Raw genomic sequence first — 17752 nt, forward strand, 5'->3', positions numbered from 1 at the left:
GTCATGTTAACGCGATCGGTTCGAGGGGCGTCCGGTTGCCCACAGGCTGTGGGTTGTCGCACAGCACCGGCGCACGGGAAAGCCCGGGGAAATCCGGGTGCTCGCGGGGGCCCGTGACAGGCATCATCCCGAGCATGAGCGATACGGCGGAACACGGCGAGGATCAAGCGGCGCAGGGCGAGCAGGGAGCGGAGCCGACAACCGACGAGGAACGGCTCCTGGAGCGCCGCAAGCGGCGTACCAGCGCGAACCGGAGCGCTGAGCGGGCCCTCGCGCGCCTCGGCTTCCTGGACCCGCTCCGCGAGCGGCTCGCGTTCCTCCAGGAGGCCGCCGAGCTGTACGACCTGGACGAGACGTCGGACATGTACGGCGGCGGCATAGTCGAGACCCTGGAGAGGCGGGTCGCCGAACTGCTCGGCAAGGAGGCCGCCGCCTTCTTCCCCACCGGCACGATGGCCCAGCAGGTGGCCCTGCGCTGCTGGGCCGGCCGTACCGGCAACCCGACCGTCGCCCTGCACCCGCTCGCCCACCCCGAAGTGCACGAGCGGGATGCGTTCAGCCAGGTCAGCGGCTTGCGCCCGGTCCATGTGACGAGCGAGCCCCGGATGCCGACCGCCGACGAGGTGCGCGACTTCCCGGAGCCCTTCGGCGCGCTGATGCTCGAACTGCCCCTCCGGGACGCCGGTCTCGTCCTGCCCTCCTGGGAGGAACTATCCGCCGTCGTCGAGGCCGCCCGCGAACGCGACGCGGTGGTCCACTTCGACGGCGCCCGCCTGTGGGAGTCCACCCCCCACTTCGGCCGCCCGCTCGACGAGATCGCCGACCTGGCCGACAGCGTCTACGTGTCGTTCTACAAGTCCCTCGAAGGTCTCGGCGGCGCCGCGCTCGCCGGCCCGAAGACCCTGATCGACGAGGCGAAGACCTGGCGGCACCGGTACGGCGGCGCGGTCTTCCAGCAGTTCCCCACCGCGCTGACGGCCCTCGCGGGCCTGGACCGGGAACTCCCCCGGCTGCCCTCGTACGTGGCCCACGCGCGCGTGGTCGCCGAGGCGCTGCGCGAGGGGTTCGCGGCGGCCGGGGTGCCCTGGATACGCGTCCACCCCGAGCAGCCGCACACGAACGACTTCCAGGTCTGGCTGCCGTACGACCTCGACGCCGTCACGGAGGCCTCGATCCGGCAGGCCGAGGAGACGAAGACCGCCCTCTTCGCCAACCCCTGGGACGCGAAGGGACCCGGCCTGGCGGTCACCGAGGTCTACGTGCGGGCCGCAGCCCTGGAGTGGACGGCCGACGACGTGAAGGCGGCGGTCGCGGACTTCGTGGTCCGGCTGAAGGAGGAGACGGCCCGCCAGGAAGAGGTGGGGTAGGCGGATCGGCGGAATGCGGGGCGGCCGCCGCCCGTGAAGGCGTGCACGGCAGTCGAGGGCTGTAAGCAAGCGGCCCGTGCATGCGCGCCGCCAACAGGGCGGAACGCCGGCCTCGGTGCCGGCAGGCGACAGACGCACAGGCCGTCAGCACCCAGAACGCCGACGCCGATGTCAGCCGGCCGGAACGCGAGCGCGGGTGCCGGCCCACCGCGCGCGGGTTGTCGCCCGACGGCACGCGCGCGTGCCGTCAGCAGGCTGAGCGGAGCGAAGATCCACCCCCAGGACCGTCGACACGCGCGTGCGTGCCGTCAGCAGTCGGACCGTCGAGGGCGATGTCGGTGGCCGGAACGCGCGCGGGCTCCCGGCAACGGCATCTGTGGGCCGTCAGCAAGCAGAACACGCCCGCGGGTGCAGCCACCGCCCCAGAACCCGCCGTAGCCGACCGTGAGCCGGGTGTTCCGCGACGACCGCGCGGAACTGCCGGTAGTCGCGCAGTTCGCTGGCGGTCTGCCAGTCGTGGGTGCCGGGCGGGGGTGGTGGGGCCTCGCCGAGCCACTGGGCGCGGTAGGTGTCGAGGAGGTACTGCTGGGTGCTGCTCATGTCTCCAGGCTGCGCCGCCGCCCGGTGGCTGTCGCGTCGATTGACGGGCGCCGTCAAACGACGGGGCGTTGTCAGTGGCTGGGTGCACGATTGACGACATGAGCGTGCACATCGACATCACCGGGCTGCGGCGGGAGCGGATCACCTTCGCGCCCTCACCCCTGGGCGAGCTGTGCATGGCGCTGCACGCGATGTCCGAGCCGGGGCACCACCCCGGCCTCCAAGGCTGGGTCACCGGCGTCACCGCCCGGCTCGACCCGCATCTGGCCGACCGGATGTGCGAGGCGGACTTCCTGTGGCGGTCGACGTTCTCCGACCTGTTCCTGCCGTACGCGGGCATCCCGGGCCGCGGCGCGCTCCCCGGGGCCACGCTCGCCGAGGAGCTGGACCTGCTGGACAAGCTGACGGACGAGCAGTTCGTGGACGCGGCCATGGAGTTCACCACCTGCGCGACCTCCTACAGCACGGGCGGACCCGGCCCGCTCACCGACGCCGGGATCCGGCGGCGCGCCCTGGAGCAGGCGGCCGCGCGCGGGCCGCATCAACTGGCTTTCACCGAGCGGCTGTTGGCCGACCCGCCGCGGACCAGGGCGTGGCTGCGGCAGTTCCTGGAGGACTGCGACGAGGCGTTCTTCGCGGAGACCTGGTCCCGGATGCACCACCAACTCGCCACCGACGCCCGCCACAAGACGGACCTCCTGCACCACAAGGGCCTGGCTGAGGCGCTGACGTCGATGTCCACCGCGGTGACCCTCGACGAGGACGCCACGCTGATCACGATCGACAAACTCGGCACCGGCCGTACGGCGACCCAGGACGGCGGCCTCCTCCTGGTGCCCACGGCCCTGGGCTGGCCGCACCTGACGGTCCTGTACCGGTACGGCTGGCAGCCCGTCGTGCACTACCCCGTGCACAACACCCCCAAGCTCGCCGCGCCGACCTCCCTGGAGCAGCTGACCCTGCGGATGACCGGCCTGTCCCACCCGGTCCGCATGCGCCTGTGCCGCAGCCTGGCCCGCAGCGCGTTCACCACGAGCGAGCTGACCCAGGTGCACGGCATGACAGCCCCCGAGATATCCCGCCACCTCGGCGTCCTGAAGAAGGCCGGCCTGATCACCACCCGCCGCCGCGGCCGCTACGCCCTGCACCAGCTGGACGTCACGATGGTGGCCCGCCTGGGCAGCGACTTCCTGGAGGGCATCCTCAGATAGGCGGCGCCGGGCGGACGGCAGCCCCCGTAGAGCCGTATCGCCGTAGCCCGCCGGCGGTCTCCTCAGCCGTGGCCGCCCGCCCGCACCAGTCCCGTCTCGTACGCCAGGACGACGACCTGCACCCGGTCCCGCAGGCCGAGCTTCGTCAGGATGCGGCCGACGTGGGTCTTCACGGTCGCCTCGGACAGCACCAGGCGGGCCGCGATCTCGCCGTTGGACAGGCCCTGGGCGACGAGGATCATGACCTCGCGCTCGCGCTCGGTGAGCCGCTCCAGCTCCTTGTGCCGGGGCTCCTTGCCGGTGGCGGGCAGCATCGGGGCGAAGCGGTCCAGGAGGCGCCGGGTCGTCGAGGGCGCCACCACGGCGTCCCCGCTGTGCACGGAGCGGATCGCGGTGAGGAGTTCGCCGGGCGGCACGTCCTTGAGCATGAAGCCGGAGGCGCCGGCCTTCAGCCCGGAGAAGGCGTACTCGTCGAGGTCGAAGGTGGTCAGGATCAGCACCTTCGGCGGGTTCTCGCCCTGGCAGATGCGGCGGGTGGTCTCCACCCCGTCCAGCTTGGGCATACGGACGTCCATCAGCACCACGTCGACCGCGGTCGCGGCCAGCACCTGAAGGGCCTCGACGCCGTCGCCCGCCTCGGCGACGACCTCCATGTCCGGCTGGGCGGCGAGCACCATCCGGAACCCGGTGCGCAGCAGCACCTGGTCGTCGACGAGCATCACGCGGATCGCCATCGGGTCCTCTTCCGTTCCATCAACAGGATCGTTCAACAATTGGCTCAACAAGTCGTTCGACGACCGGTCGTTCAACAATTCCTTACAGGTGTCACTACTCGGCGTACGAAAGATCAGTGCGCGGGTTTCAGCGGCAGCAGCGCGCTGATGCGGAAACCGCCGCCCGGCCGCGGGCCCGCGTCCAGGGTGCCCCCGACCATGCCCACCCGCTCACGCATACCGATCAGACCATGCCCCTGGCCGTCGGCGCCGCCCTCCTCGTACAGCTCGTGCGGGGCGCCCTTGCCGTCGTCCTCGACGAGCAGCCCGAGACCGTCGTCGAAGTAGACCAGCCGCACACTGGCGCCCGTGTTCGGACCACCGTGCTTGCGGGTGTTGGTGAGCGCCTCCTGCACGATCCGGTACGCCGTCAGCTCGACGCCGCTCGGCAGCGGGCGCGGGGTGCCCTCGACCTTGAAGTCGACGGGCAGTCCGGACGTACGGCACTGCTCGACCAGGTCGTCGATCTGCTCGACGTCCGGCTGCGGCACGTACTCGCCTGCCTCCTTGTGCTCGCCGGTGCGCAGCACGCCCAGCAGGCGGCGCATCTCGGCGAGGGCCTGGCGGCCGGTGGAGGAGATCGTCTCCAGGGCCTTCTTCGCCTGGTCCGGCGCCGAGTCGAGGACGTAGGCGGCGCCGTCGGCCTGGACCACCATCACCGACACGTTGTGCGCGACCACGTCGTGCAGTTCGCGTGCGATGCGGGCGCGCTCGGCGGCCACCGCGACCTTCGCCTGCGCCTCGCGTTCCTTCTCCAGCCGGGCGGCGCGCTCCTCCAGCTGCGCGAAGTACGCGCGCCGGGTGCGCATCGAGTCGCCGAGCACCCAGGCCAGCGCGAACGGCACCGTCTGGAAGATCGCCAGCGCGACCAGCCCGGCGGAGCTGGTGTGCTCCTGGGGCCAGCGGATCTGCGCCAGGGTCGCCGCGGACAGACCGGAGGCCAGGGCGAAGCGGGAGGCCCAGCGGGCGCCGATCGCGGCGACGGTGTAGACGATCACCAGCATGGCGAAGTCGGCCACCACGGGCTCGATGCCGAGGACCAGCTGCGCGAGGCCCGTCGCCCCGGCCAGGACGAGCATCTTCTCCGGCCAGCGGCGGCGCAGCGCGATCGCCACACACATCACGGCGGATGCCCCGATCGCCCCGGCCGCCGTCCCGTGACGGCCCGACGCGTAGCTGGTACTCGCGATGCTCACGCCGCTCAGCCCCAGCAGGAAGACAGCCCAGAAGGTGTCGACCCATGTCGGGTGTCTGCGGAGGAAGTCGTAGAGGCGCTGCACGTAACCCAGCGTAGGGATGCGTGCAGTGTGCCGGGGTCAACCGGAGGATCGATCCGTATACGTCTCGCGTACTCCCCAAGGTGGAGGCCCCGTTGTCCTGTGCACTTAGTCTGACGGCGTGACGGAAGACACCACGGGCCGGTGGCGCGGCTGGCGGAAGGCGGCTGAGGACGCCCTGTACGGGCCCGAGGGCTTCTACCGCAGCCCCGAGGGACCCGCCGGGCATTTCCGTACGTCGGTGCACGCGTCGGCGCTGTTCTCGGGCGCCGTGGCACGGCTGCTGTGCCGGGTGGACGAGGCGTTGGACCGGCCGGCCACGCTGGACTTCGTGGACCTGGCCGCGGGCCGCGGTGAGCTGGTGACCGGCGTCCTCGCCGCGCTGCCCGCCGAAGTGGCCGCACGCGTGCGTGCGTACGCCGTCGAGATCGCCGACCGTCCCGAAGGGCTCGACCCCCGCGTCGAGTGGCTGGCCGAGCCCCCGAAGGGCGTCACCGGGCTGCTGTTCGCCAACGAGTGGCTGGACAACGTGCCCGTGGAGGTGGCCGAGGTGGACGACGCCGACGTACCGCGGCTCGTGCTCGTACGGCAGGACGGGACCGAACGGCTCGGGGAGCCCCTCTCCTGTGCGGAGGCCGAGTGGCTCGCCCGGTGGTGGCCGCAGGCGCCCGAGGCGGGGCTGCGCGCCGAGATCGGCCTCCCCAGGGACACGGCCTGGGCGTCCGCCGTCGCCACCGTCGACCGCGGTCTCGCGATCGCCGTCGACTACGCGCACACCAGGGACACCCGCCCCCCGTTCGGCACGCTCACCGGCTTCCGCGAGGGCCGCGAGACGGCACCCGTACCGGACGGCTCGTGCGACATCACGGCGCATGTGGCGCTGGACGCCTGCGCGGAAGCGGGCGGGGTGGCGGCCACTACAGCACACGCACTCCCCGGCGCACGCCTGCTCACCCAACGCGCCGCCCTGCGCGCCCTCGGCATCACAGGCGCGCGCCCCCCGCTCACGCTGGCCTCCACCGACCCGACGGCGTACGTCCGCGCCCTCGCGAGCGCCGGAGAAGCCGCCGAACTCACCGCACCGGGCGGACTCGGCGACTTCGGCTGGCTCGTGCAGCCGGTCGGAATTCCGGACCCGCTCGACGAGCCCTGAACAACCGCTACTTGCCGATCACTTGTCGACGACTGCTTGGTCCCCGACTACTTGTCGATGTCCCCGACCACGAAGAACAACGACCCCAGGATCGCCACCATGTCCGCGACCAGCGTCCCCGGCAGCAGCACGGCGAGCGCCTGGATGTTGTTGTACGACGCCGAGCGCAGCTTCAGCCGGTACGGGGTCTTCTCGCCCTTGCTGACGAGGTAGTAGCCGTTGATGCCGAGCGGGTTCTCGGTCCACGCGTACGTGTGCCCCTCGGGCGCCTTCAGGACCTTCGGGAGCCGCTGGTTGATCGGACCGGGCTCCAGCTCGGCGAGCCGGTCGAGGCACGCGTCCGCGAGGTCGAGGGCGTTGTGGGTCTGCTCCAGGAGCACCTCGAAACGGGCGAGACAGTCGCCCTCCTGGCGCGTGACGACCTTCAGGGTGTCCTGGAGTTCGCCGTACGCGAGGTACGGCTCGTCGCGCCGCAGGTCGAAGTCGACGCCCGAGGCGCGCGCGATGGGCCCGCTCACGCCGTACGCGTGCACGGCCTCCGGCGACAGTTCGCCCACCCCGCGCGTGCGCCCCCGGAAGATCTCGTTGCCGAGCACCAGGTCGTCGAAGCGGTCCATCCGGGAGCGCACGGCGGTGACGGCTTCACGCGCGCGTGAGGCCCATCCGGCGGGGAGGTCCTCCTTGAGGCCGCCGACGCGGTTGAACATGTAGTGCATGCGCCCGCCGGAGACCTCCTCCATGACGTTCTGGAGCACCTCGCGCTCCCGGAACGCGTAGAACACCGGGGTGATCCCGCCGAGTTCGAGGGGGTACGACCCCAGGAACATCAGGTGGTTGAGCACCCGGTTCAGCTCGGCGAGCAGGGTGCGCGTCCACACCGCGCGCGGGGGGACCTCCATGCCGAGCATGCGCTCCACGGCGAGGACGACGCCCAGCTCGTTCGAGAAGGCCGACAGCCAGTCGTGGCGGTTGGCGAGCATGATGATCTGGCGGTAGTCGCGCGCCTCGAAGAGCTTCTCGGCGCCGCGGTGCATATAGCCGATCACCGGCTCCGCGTGCTGGATGCGCTCGCCGTCGAGGACGAGCCGCAGGCGCAGCACACCGTGTGTGGAGGGGTGCTGGGGTCCGATGTTGAGCACCATGTCGGTGCTCTCCGCGGCGCCGCCGATCCCGACCATGGTCTCCGTCGTGGGAGTCATGGACACAGTCTCTCGTACGTACGCTTGCGGCATGGATACGGGGACTGCCGCCCAGGACGGCGCGGCGCGCGAGCCGGTGTGGACCGGGCTGCCGCCGGGGCTGCTGAAGATGCGACGGCTGTTGCTGGTGGTGTGGCTGGGGCTGCTGGCGGTGGTCCTGGGCGTACTCCTGAACCTGTTCGCCGGGTCCGCCTGGGCGGCGTTCGCGCTGTTGCCGCTCGCCCTGATGGCGTGGGGCTGGGTGCTGCTGGGCCGCAACTGGCGCTCCTGGAGATATGCCGAGCGCGCCGACGACCTGCTGATCAGCAGGGGTGTGCTGTGGCACCACGAGACGATCGTGCCGTACGGGCGGATGCAGCTCGTGGAGGTGACCTCGGGGCCCGTGGAGCGGCATTTCGGGCTGGCCAGCGTGCAGTTGCACACGGCGGCCGCGGCGACCGACGCGACGATTCCGGGGCTCGTCCCGGCCGAGGCCGAACGGCTGCGCGACCGGCTCACCGAGCTGGGCGAGGCCCGATCGGCGGGGCTGTGACGACGCCGGGCGCCGACAAGGACGTATCCGAGGCGACCGAGGCCGTACGGGAGGAAGTGCCGCTCGTGGAGCGGCGGTTGCATCCGGTGACGCCGTTGCGCCGGGCGTGGGCGCCGGTCGCCGTCATCATCGGGTGGGCGGTGCACGACCCCAACCAGGCGCAGGAGCAGCTGACCCGGCTGACCACGGTCACGCTGCTCATCGGGCTCGCCGTGTTCGTCCCGGCGGCCGCCCTGTACGGCTTTCTGACCTGGTGGTTCACGCACTTCGCGGTGACGGACACCGAACTGCGCATCCGTACCGGCCTGTTGTTCCGGCGCACCGCGCACATCCGGCTGGAACGCATCCAGGCGATCGATGTGACGCAGCCCCTCCTCGCGCGCGTGGCGGGCGTCGCCAAGCTGAAGCTGGACGTCGTAGGGGCTGACAAGAAGGACGAGCTCGCCTTCCTCGGAGAGGGCGAGGCGCGGGCGCTGCGGGCCGAACTGCTCGCGCGGGCGGCCGGTTTCGCGCCCGAGACCGCGCACGAGGTCGGCGAGGCGCCCGCGCGGCAGCTGCTGCACGTGCCGGCCGGGGTCCTCGCGGTGTCCCTGGTGCTGACCGGCGCCACCTGGGGATCGCTGGCCGCCGCACTCGTCGTACCGCCGCTCCTGTGGTTCGCCACCCACAGCGTGTGGACGGTCCTCGCGACCGCGCTGCCGCTGCTGGGCGCGGCGGGCGCGAGCAGTGTGGGGCGGTTCGTCGGCGAGTACGACTGGACGGTGGGCGAGTCCCCGGACGGGCTGCGCATCGACCACGGACTGCTGGACCGCACGCACGAGACGGTGCCGCCGGGGCGGGTGCAGACCGTGCGGATCGTGGAGCCGCTGCTGTGGCGGCGGCGCGGATGGGTGCGGGTCGAGCTGGACGTGGCCGGTTCGTCCAACTCCGTGCTGGTGCCGGTCGCCCCGCGCGAGATCGCCGAGTCGGTCGTCGCGCGCGTGCTGCCCGGCGTGACGGTCCCGCCGCTCGCGGCGCTGTCCCGCCCGCCGCGACGGGCCGGCCGGTGCGTGCCGCTGTGGTGGCGCGGCTACGGCCTCGCGGTCACCGACACGGTGTTCGCGGCCCGGCACGGACTGCTGCGCCGCAGCCTGGCGCTGGTGCCGCACGCGAAGGTGCAGAGCGTACGGCTGAGCCAGGGGCCCTGGGAGCGTCTCTGGCGGCTTGCCGAGGTGCACGTGGACACCGGGGCCAACAAGACCGTCACAGCGCGTCTGCGGGACGCGGAGGAGGCCGCGGAGCTGCTCAGCGGGCAGGCCGAGCGGTCACGGACCGGCCGTAGGGACGCGCGGCCGGACCGCTGGATGGCCTGACGTCACGTCAGGACCCGTTCAGGAAGCCGCGCTGCGCAGCCCGTGGAGGTTGATCTGCTCGGTCTCGTCGTGTGCCGTGAGGTCGATGACCTGGCCGACGCCGACATCGCGCGACCGCTCGTCGGCCGGCTTGAACTGCGCCTCGGCCTCCGCCTTGTGCACGTCGAGGGCCTCCTGGCCCACCACGTCGGCGAGATCCTCGTTCTGCACGGCGTCCATCGCGGCGGACGTCGCCCCCTTCTGCATACCGAAGAAGTCGAACCCGCCCTCGATCATCGGCCGCCGTACGGGAGACGCCGGTACGACCGCCACCGCGGTCGGCACGGTGAAGTGGCCGGACGGCTGTGCGGGCGGGGCGAGTTGGGCGGGCTGTGCGGACTTCGCGGCCGGGGGAACGGCGGCCGCGTGCTCATGCCCGTCGACCGCCTCGGGCTTCCCCTCCGCCTCGTCCTCCTGCGCGGCCTCCGACTCGGTACCGCCGCTGTCGGCCCGCACCGGGGCGGGCTCGGCCCGCGCGGTGTCCTCGTCCTTGGGGGCGAGGTTCTTCGGCGCGGGTTCGTTCGGCGGGAGGTCCTTCGGGTCGGAGTTCTTCGGCCCGGAGTCCTTCGGCGCGCGCGCCGGGGTCTCGCTGTCGTCGTCGAGCTTGACCAGCGCCGCCTTGGCGCGCAGGAACAGCTTCGACCCCTCCGGGGAGAACACCATGGACTCCGCGGGCTTCTCCGCGACGGGCGCGGCGGCCGCGACGACCTCGGCCGCCTCCGACTCCTCGTCCTCGGTCCCGCCCTCGGCGTCGATCTCGCCCTCGGCGTCCGTCTCGTCCTCGGAGTCGACCGAAGCAGCCACAGCCTCGGTGTCGTCCGTCGCGAGATCGTCGTCCTGGAACTCCAGGTCCGTGTCCACGTCCGCCGCCGAGGCGTCCTCGTCGCCGTCCGCCGGAACCGGCGGCAACGCGCGCGCGGGTTCCGCGGCCTCTATCTCCAGCAGGCGGCGGCCCTCCAGGGCGCTCGCGCGCTCGGTCTCCGCCGTGGCGTACCGGCGCAGCAGCGCCGCGTGTTCGTTGCGCAGGCCCGCCAGTTCCGTGCGCTTGGCGCGCAGCTTGTGCTCCAGCTTGACGCGGAGTTCGCGCGACTCGTCGAGGTCGGACTCGAGTTCGGCGAGCCGCTCCTCGTAGCGCCACTCGTCGCTCGTACGCGCGCGTATCAGGTCGGCCACCTGCTTGCCCGCCTGTGTGTCCCAGCGGCGCATGAACGCCGCGCCGACGAGCGCGGTCGCGGCGGCGATCGCCGCGACTATGCGGAGCGCCGCCGGTTGCGAGAAGACCCAGGGCCCGAAGGCGCAGACGAGCGACACGCCTGCGATCGCCGAGGGGGGCAACAGCCGGTGCAACGGCGGGGAATGGCGGTGACGTCCACGTGGCATGGCCAGAAACTTACCGCGCGTAGGCGAATCGTGGTGCCCCGCCCGGTAAAAACACAGCCACCCCTATTCCCTCACACGGGTTCAGCGGTCACTTTCACCGGTCGGTGAGCCGCCCGCTGATCCACTGGAGGGTCGGCGGGATCTCCCGTCGCCAGGTGTTGAAGTTGTGCCCGCCGCTGTCCAGGATGATCGACGAGATACGGGTGGAGTTCTTGGCCTTCACCTGGTCGATGAATTTCAGGGTGTCTTTGTAGTTGTGTTCGCCGATCCTGCTGCTGGTGACGAGCAGTGAGGTGTCGGGCCCGGGCCGGTGCTTGAGGTACCACCACAGGTTCGACTCGTTGCGCAGCGTCCTGTTCCCCTGGAAGAGGTCGCCCGTGGTGGGGTCGCTCGGCGCCTTGTAGTACGGCGACAGGCCGGCGCCCGCGGCGTACACCTCGGGGTGGTGCATCGCGAGCTTCAGGGCGCAGTAACCGCCCGTGGAATCGCCGATGATGCCCCAGCTCCCGGGCTTTTTGCCCACCCTGTAGTGGGCCAGTACGGCGTCGGGGAGGTCCTTGGCGAAGAACGACTCGGTCTGCGGTCCGCCCGGGACATTCACGCATTCCGTGTCGCGCGGCGGCGCCACCGTGGGCCGCATCATCACCAGGATCATCGGCTGCATACGGCCGTTCTTGGCCAGCCCCAGGGCCGTGCGCGGGTAGTTCAGCTTGTCGACGAGCGCCTGGGCGGTGCCCGGGTACCCCGTGAGGACGACCGTCGCCGGGAACGTGCGCGTGCGGTACCGGGGCTGGAAGTACTCCGGCGGTAGGTACACGTACGCGGGGGTGGCGATGTGGGTCGTACGGCCCACTATGTCGACCCGCTGCACCTGGCCCACGCTCTGCGGCCGTGTGGCACCGCCCGGTGCGTCCACCTGCCGGGTCTCGACCACTTGGAGCGGTCCGCCCGCGCCCTGGAGCGAGGAGTGGTCGACGACGACGCCCTGGTCGGTCTCCTTGCCGAACAGGTCGGCCCAGCTGGCGTAGAACCCGAAGGCCTGGTTGGCGCCGAGGCCCACGGAGAGGAAGAGCACCAACTGGGTGGCCAGGAGCAGGCCGACCCGTCCGCTGACGGCCCGCCAGTTCCGTCTGGCCAGGCGGGGCCAGAGCCATACCGTGCCGATGAACAGCAGCACCGCGCACGCGAACGCCAGTACCAGCACCTTGTTGCTCGTGAGTCCCATGAGCTGTCCCCGCCTGCGCTTTCCGCCATGGCGCCACTCAACCTTCGCGAGTGTTTGCCCCTGGCTTTCCTCTGCCTTTGAACCGGCTTTCCGGTGAGGAAGGAACCTTCTTCCCCTAGACACCGTCCTAGAGGGCGCAATGTCGCCGGATGCCCGAATCGGGCCCGGATCCAAGGTCTCTCGCAGAACTACGGGATGCGATGTCTGTCAGGATAGATGGGGAATTGTCGGGTGGGGTTCCGAGCCGTTCAGGTCGGGTCCGGCGCATAGTCCGAGGTCCGCGCCCCGAGGTCGTTCCCACGCTCGTCGCCAGGGCCTGTGCCCTCGTCGGCCTGCTGGACATCGCCGCAGGGGTGTTCCCGCGCTTCCGGCACAGCCGTATGCACACCATGGCGGAGGTGCTGCCGGGTGCGCTCGGCCCCTTCGCGGCGGCGCTCTCGCTCAGCGCCGGCGTGCTGTTGCTGCTCCTCGCGCACGGGCTCAGGCGGCGCAAGCGCCGGGCCTGGCGCGCCGCCGTCGCGCTGCTGCCGGCGGGCGCGGTCGCGCAGTTCGCGTACCGGCACTCGCTCATAGGAGTCGTCATCTCGGCGGCGCTGCTCGCGCCGCTGCTGCTGCACCGGGACGAGTTCCGGGCACTGCCCGACCCGCGCAGCAGGTGGCGCGCGCTCGCCAACTTCGTGCTCATGGGCGCCGGTTCCCTCGTCCTCGGACTGGTCATCGTCAGCGTCCACTCCAAGCGCATGGTCGGCGACCCGAGCCTGGCCGATCGGATTACGCACGTCCTGTACGGCCTGTTCGGCTTCGAGGGCCCGGTCGACTACGAAGGCAGCACCTCCTGGACGGTCGCCTTCTCCCTCGGCGCCCTGGGGCTGCTCACCGCCGTGACGACGATCTACCTCGCGTTCCGGCCCGAGCACCCGGCCGCGCAGCTCACCCCGGAGGACGAGACGCATCTGCGCGCCCTCCTGGAGAAGCACGGCCGGCGCGACTCGCTCGGCCACTTCGCGCTGCGCCGCGACAAAGCCGTCGTCTTCTCGCCCAGCGGCAAGGCGGCGGTGACATACCGCGTGGTCTCCGGAGTGATGCTCGCCAGTGGTGACCCGATCGGCGACGTCGAGGCCTGGCCGGGCGCCATCGAGCGGTTCATGGACGAGGCGAAGGCCCACTCCTGGACGCCGGCCGTCATGGGCTGCTCGGAGACGGGCGGCGAGGTGTGGACCCGCGAGACCGGCCTCGACGCCCTAGAACTGGGCGACGAGGCGGTGGTCGACGTGGCGGATTTCTCGCTCGCCGGGCGCGCGATGCGCAACGTACGCCAAATGGTGAAGCGCATCGAGCGGGCCGGCTACGAAACCCGGGTACGGCGTGTACGTGACCTCGGCGAGGGCGAGTTGGAGCGGATCCGGCTCGCCGCGGAGGCCTGGCGGGGCACCGACACCGAGCGCGGTTTCTCCATGGCGCTCGGCCGCATCGGCGACCCGGAGGACGGTGACTGCTTCATCGCCACCGCCCACAAGACGGACGAACAGCCGGGCGAGTACGGCGACTTGAAGGCGATCCTGCACTTCGTGCCCTGGGGCACCGACGGCATGTCGCTGGACCTGATGCGCCGCGACCGCGCGGCGGACCCGGGGATGAACGAGCTGCTGATCGTGGCCTCCCTCCAGGCGGCACCGAAGCTCGGCATCACGCGCGTGTCGCTCAACTTCGCGATGTTCCGCGCGGCCCTCGCGCGGGGCGAGAAGATCGGCGCGGGCCCGGTGCTGCGCGCCTGGCGCGGACTGCTCGTCTTCCTGTCCCGCTGGTTCCAGATCGAGTCCCTGTACAAGTTCAACGCGAAGTTCCAGCCCCGCTGGGAACCCCGCTTCGTCGTCTACCGCGCCTCCGGCGACCTCCCCCGCATCGGCTTCGCCGCGATGCAGGCGGAAGGCTTCGTCAACCTGGCCCTCCCCCTCCCGCGCTTCCTCCGCCGCCGCACGGCCGCGGCCCCGGCGTGCACCCACGGGCTGGCGGAACGGGATGTACGGGCAGCCTGACCATCGGGCCCGGCCCGAGCGAGAACCCCAGCTCCGGCTGGGGGATCGCCCGGGCCGGGCCGAGGTTCCTTCCCTGCCCGGCCCGGAGGCTCTTCGCGCGGGGCCCTTCGGCGCCGGACGCGGTCCGATCCGCCGAGGACCGCGGGCGACCACGGCGAGAACCGACGCCCGCCGACAGACACCCCTCCCGCACCGGACCAGCGCGCTTCCACTCGGCCCGCAGGGCCGTACCCCCTCGCTCTGGGCCTAGGCTGAACGTATGAGCAAGCAGAGCGGACGCGGGCGCGTCACGGGCCTTCCGGAGTGGGACCGGTGCGCGGTCATGGGAGTCGTGAACGTCACCCCTGACTCCTTCTCCGACGGCGGCCGCTTCTTCGACACCACGGCGGCCGTCAAGCGCGGCCTCGACCTGGTCACCGAGGGCGCCGACCTGGTGGACGTCGGCGGTGAGTCCACCCGCCCCGGCGCCTCCCGTGTCGACGAGGCCGAGGAACTCAAGCGCGTCATCCCCGTCGTGCGCGGCCTCGCCTCCGAGGGCGTCACCGTCTCCGTCGACACCATGCGCGCCTCCGTCGCCGAGCAGACCCTCGCCGCCGGCGCCGCCCTCGTCAACGACGTCAGCGGCGGCCTCGCGGACCCCGCGATGATCCCGGTCGTCGCCGCCTCGGGCGCCCCCTTCGTCGTCATGCACTGGCGCGGCTTCCTGGAGGGCGGCAACGTCAGGGGCGTCTACGACGACGTCGTCCCCGAGGTCGTCGACGAACTGCACGCACGCGTGGAGGCCGTTCTGGCCGGCGGTGTCGCCCCCGACCGTGTCATCGTCGACCCGGGCCTGGGCTTCTCCAAGGACGCCGAGCACGACCTCGTGCTCCTCGCCCACCTCGACCGTCTGCTCGCCCTCGGCCACCCCGTCCTGGTCGCCGCCTCCCGCAAACGGTTCCTCGGCCGCGTCCTGGCAGGACCCGAGGGAGCGCCCCCGCCCGCGCGCGAGCGCGACGCCGCCACGGCCGCCGTCTCCGCGCTCGCGGCGCACGCCGGCGCCTGGGCGGTGCGCGTCCACGAGGTCCGCGCCACCGCCGACGCCGTACGCGTCGCACGCGCCGTCGAGGGGGCGCGCGCCCCGGGCGCCCGAGCGGCTTCGCACACCAGCTCCGAGGGAGCCCTGTGACCGCCCCGCACACCGACGTCGAGCAGGTGGAACTCGCCAACACCGCGTTCTACGAGACCTTGGAGCGCGGCGACTTCGACGAGCTGTCCGCGCTCTGGCTGACCCCGGCCGACCTCGGCGTCGACGAGGAATACCACGACCCGGCGGACAGCGGCGTGATCTCCTGCGTGCACCCGGGCTGGCCGGTGCTGACCGGCCGCGGCGAGGTCCTCCGGTCGTACGCGCTGATCATGGCGAACACCGAGTACATCCAGTTCTTCCTCACCGACGTGCACGTCTCGGTGACCGGCGACACCGCGCTGGTCACCTGTACGGAGAACATCCTCAGCGGCGGCCCCTCCCCCGACGACAGCGACGAACTGGGCCCCCTGGTGGGCCAGCTCGTGGTCGCCACGAACGTGTTCCGGCGCACCCCCGAGGGCTGGAAGCTCTGGTCGCACCACGCGTCCCCGGTTCTGGCCGAAAACGACGAGGACGACAGCGAGGACACCCCCACCTGAGTGGGTAGGCGCCCATCAGGACCAAGAAGTGGTTGGAATCACGAACCCCCGGGTAGGGGCGGCTACCGACCCATGAGCCACCGGGTTCCCCAGGGGAAACGCTCGATGAACCCTCTGGCCCCGGACAGTGCCCACGCCCTCGTGGCCCGGCATTGTCAGTGCCCGCAGGTAGATTCGTTCGAGGCCGGGGTACCGCCCGCACACGGTACGAACCGGCCACCACCGACGATTGCAGGAGTGATTCGCGTGGATCGTGTCGCGCTGAGCGGCCTGAAGGCCCGCGGGCACCACGGCGTGTTCCCCAAGGAGCGCGAGGAGGGCCAGACCTTCATCGTGGACCTCGTCCTGGGCCTGGACACCCGGCCGGCCGCCGCCGACGACGACCTGGCGAAGACCGTGCACTACGGCATCGTGGCCGAGGAGGTCGTGGCCGTCGTCCAGGGCGAGCCCGTCAACCTCATCGAGACCCTCGCCGAGCGCATCGCGCAGACCTGCCTGAAGCACGAAGGGGTCGAGGAGGTCGAGGTCCGCGTCCACAAGCCGGACGCCCCGATCACCGTCCCCTTCGACGACGTGACCGTCACCATCACCCGGAGCCGAGTATGACCTTCTCGTTCACCGAGGGTCACAGCGACCCGACCGTCCAGCCGGTGCCCGCCTCCGTGGTGCAGCAGGTGGACGCCGCCGACACCACGCTCAGCAACCCGAGGCGCGCCGTGATCTCCATCGGCGCGAACCTGGGCAACCGCCTGGAGACCCTCCAGGGCGCCATCGACGCCCTGGAGGACACCCCCGGCGTCCGCATCAAGGCCGTATCGCCTGTCTACGAGACGGAGCCGTGGGGCGTCGAGCCCGGCAGCCAGCCGTCGTACTTCAACGCGGTCGTCGTCCTCAAGACCACCCTGCCCCCGTCCTCCCTGCTGGAGCGGGCGCACGCGGTCGAGGAGGCCTTCCACCGGGTCCGCGAGGAGCGCTGGGGCGCGCGCACGATCGACGTCGACATCGTCGCGTACGCCGACGTCGTCTCGGACGACCCGGTCCTGACGCTCCCCCACCCGCGCGCCCACGAGCGGGCCTTCGTGCTCGCCCCGTGGCACGACGTGGAGCCCGAGGCGCAGTTGCCGGGCCGCGGCCCGGTGGCCGTTCTCCTCGACACCGTCACACGTGACGGTGTGGCGCCCCGCAAGGATCTGGAACTCCGGCTGCCCGAGTAGTCGTTAAGGTCGAGACGACCACTACGCCCGGACAGGGCACGGGGAGCTGAAGGGACACCGTGAGAGAGCTGCGGATCAGGGTGCTGGCCGGCGTGTTCGTGATCGCCGGAGTGCTGTCCTGGGCGGGGGCCCGGCTGTGGAGCGCGGTGGGGACCCTGCCGAGCGTCCCGCTGGCCGCGCCCATCGTCCTCGCTGTGATCGCCGTGGTCCTGCTGGCCACGGCGCTCTCTCTGCGCGCCCGCCTCAAGGCCCAGCGCGAGCGCCGCGCCGGCGCCAAGGGCGTCGACCCCCTGATGGCCGCCCGCGCGGTCGTCTTCGGCCAGGCCAGCGCCCTGGTGGCCGCCCTGGTCGCCGGCATGTACGGCGGCACGGGCGCCTACCTCCTGGAGTCCCTGGACATCCCCGCCCGCCGCGACCAGGCCATCTACGCCGGCTTCTCAGTCCTGGCAGGCATCGCGGTCATAGTCGCCGCGATCTTCCTGGAGCGAGTCTGCAAACTCCCGGAGGACGACGACAACAACGCGGCGGGGGCAAGCCCGGTCACCTGAGGCGCCCCAAAGGGGCGCGGGGCAGTGTCGATCTGCGGCTCCGCCGCGCGGGCGCGACCAGCCACCGTGCCGCGGCACCGCCGGTCACCTGAGTGCCCCAAAGGGGCGCGGGGAACTGCGCGCCCAGCCACAACGCACCCGCACCCGACCGACGCCCCACCCGCTCCATCCAGCGAAG

Annotated in this window: 17 protein-coding genes; 11 read left to right on the forward strand and 6 right to left on the reverse strand. The window is 71.7% G+C overall.

Annotated elements, in window-relative coordinates:
- Window positions 1–134: 134 nt before the first annotated feature.
- Entirely contained in the window at window positions 135–1367 is a 1233-nt protein-coding gene (locus OG714_RS23130; protein ID WP_406123681.1) for a threonine aldolase family protein, read from the forward strand.
- A gap of 384 nt (window positions 1368–1751) precedes the next feature.
- Here the strand turns inward: OG714_RS23130 and OG714_RS23135 are convergent, their stop codons facing one another.
- Window positions 1752–1967, reverse strand: a complete 216-nt coding sequence (locus OG714_RS23135) for a hypothetical protein (RefSeq protein WP_406123683.1) — start codon at window positions 1965–1967, stop codon at window positions 1752–1754.
- Between the two features lie 98 nt (window positions 1968–2065).
- On the opposite strand from OG714_RS23135, the gene OG714_RS23140 reads away from it, so the two are divergent.
- Window positions 2066–3178 carry a DUF5937 family protein gene (locus tag OG714_RS23140; RefSeq protein WP_406123685.1) on the forward strand — a complete coding sequence of 371 codons (1113 nt, stop codon included), beginning with the start codon at window positions 2066–2068 and terminating at the stop codon, window positions 3176–3178.
- 62 nt (window positions 3179–3240) lie between these two features.
- Here the strand turns inward: OG714_RS23140 and OG714_RS23145 are convergent, their stop codons facing one another.
- Both OG714_RS23145 and OG714_RS23150 read right to left on the reverse strand, forming a co-directional pair.
- Window positions 3241–3912 (reverse strand): response regulator transcription factor, encoded by a 672-nt coding sequence (locus OG714_RS23145; protein WP_327402229.1) that lies wholly within the window; start codon window positions 3910–3912, stop codon window positions 3241–3243.
- Window positions 3913–4025: 113 nt separating this feature from the next.
- A complete protein-coding gene (locus tag OG714_RS23150) occupies window positions 4026–5231 on the reverse strand; it encodes a sensor histidine kinase (RefSeq protein ID WP_406123688.1) in 1206 nt (401 codons plus the stop codon).
- A 118-nt stretch (window positions 5232–5349) separates the two neighbouring features.
- Here OG714_RS23150 and OG714_RS23155 point away from each other — a divergent pair, with 118 nt between their 5' ends.
- Window positions 5350–6381 (forward strand): SAM-dependent methyltransferase, encoded by a 1032-nt coding sequence (locus tag OG714_RS23155; protein ID WP_406123690.1) that lies wholly within the window; start codon window positions 5350–5352, stop codon window positions 6379–6381.
- Between the two features lie 47 nt (window positions 6382–6428).
- On the opposite strand, the gene OG714_RS23160 is transcribed toward OG714_RS23155, so the two are convergent.
- Entirely contained in the window at window positions 6429–7580 is a 1152-nt protein-coding gene (locus tag OG714_RS23160) for an NADH-quinone oxidoreductase subunit D (protein ID WP_406123692.1), read from the reverse strand.
- 31 nt (window positions 7581–7611) lie between these two features.
- On the opposite strand from OG714_RS23160, the gene OG714_RS23165 reads away from it, so the two are divergent.
- Both OG714_RS23165 and OG714_RS23170 read left to right on the forward strand, forming a co-directional pair.
- Complete coding sequence (locus OG714_RS23165; protein ID WP_406123694.1) at window positions 7612–8112, forward strand: PH domain-containing protein; 501 nt, start codon at window positions 7612–7614, stop codon at window positions 8110–8112.
- Window positions 8109–9464, forward strand: coding sequence for a PH domain-containing protein (locus OG714_RS23170; RefSeq protein WP_406123696.1), 1356 nt, complete (start codon window positions 8109–8111; stop codon window positions 9462–9464). Before OG714_RS23165 ends, OG714_RS23170 begins: the two co-directional genes overlap by 4 nt.
- 18 nt (window positions 9465–9482) lie before the next feature.
- Here the strand turns inward: OG714_RS23170 and OG714_RS23175 are convergent, their stop codons facing one another.
- Both OG714_RS23175 and OG714_RS23180 read right to left on the reverse strand, forming a co-directional pair.
- Window positions 9483–10883, reverse strand: a complete 1401-nt coding sequence (locus OG714_RS23175; protein WP_406123698.1) for a hypothetical protein — start codon at window positions 10881–10883, stop codon at window positions 9483–9485.
- A 94-nt stretch (window positions 10884–10977) separates the two neighbouring features.
- A complete protein-coding gene (locus OG714_RS23180; RefSeq protein ID WP_406123700.1) occupies window positions 10978–12108 on the reverse strand; it encodes an alpha/beta hydrolase in 1131 nt (376 codons plus the stop codon).
- Between the two features lie 200 nt (window positions 12109–12308).
- Between OG714_RS23180 and OG714_RS23185 the strand changes: the two genes are divergently transcribed.
- The 6 genes from OG714_RS23185 (at window position 12309) to OG714_RS23210 (ending at window position 17574) form a co-directional block, all read left to right on the forward strand.
- Window positions 12309–14144 (forward strand): phosphatidylglycerol lysyltransferase domain-containing protein, encoded by a 1836-nt coding sequence (locus OG714_RS23185; protein ID WP_406123702.1) that lies wholly within the window; start codon window positions 12309–12311, stop codon window positions 14142–14144.
- Window positions 14145–14403: 259 nt separating this feature from the next.
- A complete protein-coding gene (gene folP / locus OG714_RS23190) occupies window positions 14404–15312 on the forward strand; it encodes a dihydropteroate synthase (protein WP_406123704.1) in 909 nt (302 codons plus the stop codon).
- Window positions 15309–15812, forward strand: coding sequence for a nuclear transport factor 2 family protein (locus OG714_RS23195; RefSeq protein WP_266860398.1), 504 nt, complete (start codon window positions 15309–15311; stop codon window positions 15810–15812). Before folP ends, OG714_RS23195 begins: the two co-directional genes overlap by 4 nt.
- A 246-nt stretch (window positions 15813–16058) precedes the next feature.
- The gene (gene folB / locus OG714_RS23200) at window positions 16059–16418 is read left to right on the forward strand and encodes a dihydroneopterin aldolase (protein WP_033286136.1); all 360 of its coding nucleotides are present in this window, start codon (window positions 16059–16061) and stop codon (window positions 16416–16418) included.
- Window positions 16415–17026 carry a 2-amino-4-hydroxy-6-hydroxymethyldihydropteridine diphosphokinase gene (folK, locus tag OG714_RS23205; RefSeq protein WP_405949745.1) on the forward strand — a complete coding sequence of 204 codons (612 nt, stop codon included), beginning with the start codon at window positions 16415–16417 and terminating at the stop codon, window positions 17024–17026. Before folB ends, folK begins: the two co-directional genes overlap by 4 nt.
- 59 nt (window positions 17027–17085) lie before the next feature.
- A complete protein-coding gene (locus OG714_RS23210; protein ID WP_406123707.1) occupies window positions 17086–17574 on the forward strand; it encodes a DUF3180 domain-containing protein in 489 nt (162 codons plus the stop codon).
- Window positions 17575–17752: the final 178 nt, after the last annotated feature.

It is taken from the genome of Streptomyces sp. NBC_00989 (assembly GCF_045162655.1).
Taxonomy (GTDB): Bacteria; Actinomycetota; Actinomycetes; order Streptomycetales; family Streptomycetaceae; genus Streptomyces.

Bases quoted from the DNA above. Each gene is read 5' to 3' on its own strand.
- OG714_RS23165 (WP_406123694.1), top strand. From the start codon at position 7,612: ATGGATACGGGGACTGCCGCCCAGGACGGCGCGGCGCGCGAGCCGGTG.
- folK (WP_405949745.1), top strand. From the start codon at position 16,415: ATGACCTTCTCGTTCACCGAGGGTCACAGCGACCCGACCGTCCAGCCG.
- OG714_RS23145 (WP_327402229.1), bottom strand. From the start codon at position 3,912: ATGGCGATCCGCGTGATGCTCGTCGACGACCAGGTGCTGCTGCGCACC.
- OG714_RS23135 (WP_406123683.1), bottom strand. From the start codon at position 1,967: ATGAGCAGCACCCAGCAGTACCTCCTCGACACCTACCGCGCCCAGTGG.
- folP (WP_406123704.1), top strand. From the start codon at position 14,404: ATGAGCAAGCAGAGCGGACGCGGGCGCGTCACGGGCCTTCCGGAGTGG.
- OG714_RS23140 (WP_406123685.1), top strand. From the start codon at position 2,066: ATGAGCGTGCACATCGACATCACCGGGCTGCGGCGGGAGCGGATCACC.
- OG714_RS23175 (WP_406123698.1), bottom strand. From the start codon at position 10,883: ATGCCACGTGGACGTCACCGCCATTCCCCGCCGTTGCACCGGCTGTTG.
- OG714_RS23185 (WP_406123702.1), top strand. From the start codon at position 12,309: ATGTCTGTCAGGATAGATGGGGAATTGTCGGGTGGGGTTCCGAGCCGT.
- OG714_RS23160 (WP_406123692.1), bottom strand. From the start codon at position 7,580: ATGACTCCCACGACGGAGACCATGGTCGGGATCGGCGGCGCCGCGGAG.
- OG714_RS23180 (WP_406123700.1), bottom strand. From the start codon at position 12,108: ATGGGACTCACGAGCAACAAGGTGCTGGTACTGGCGTTCGCGTGCGCG.
- OG714_RS23130 (WP_406123681.1), top strand. From the start codon at position 135: ATGAGCGATACGGCGGAACACGGCGAGGATCAAGCGGCGCAGGGCGAG.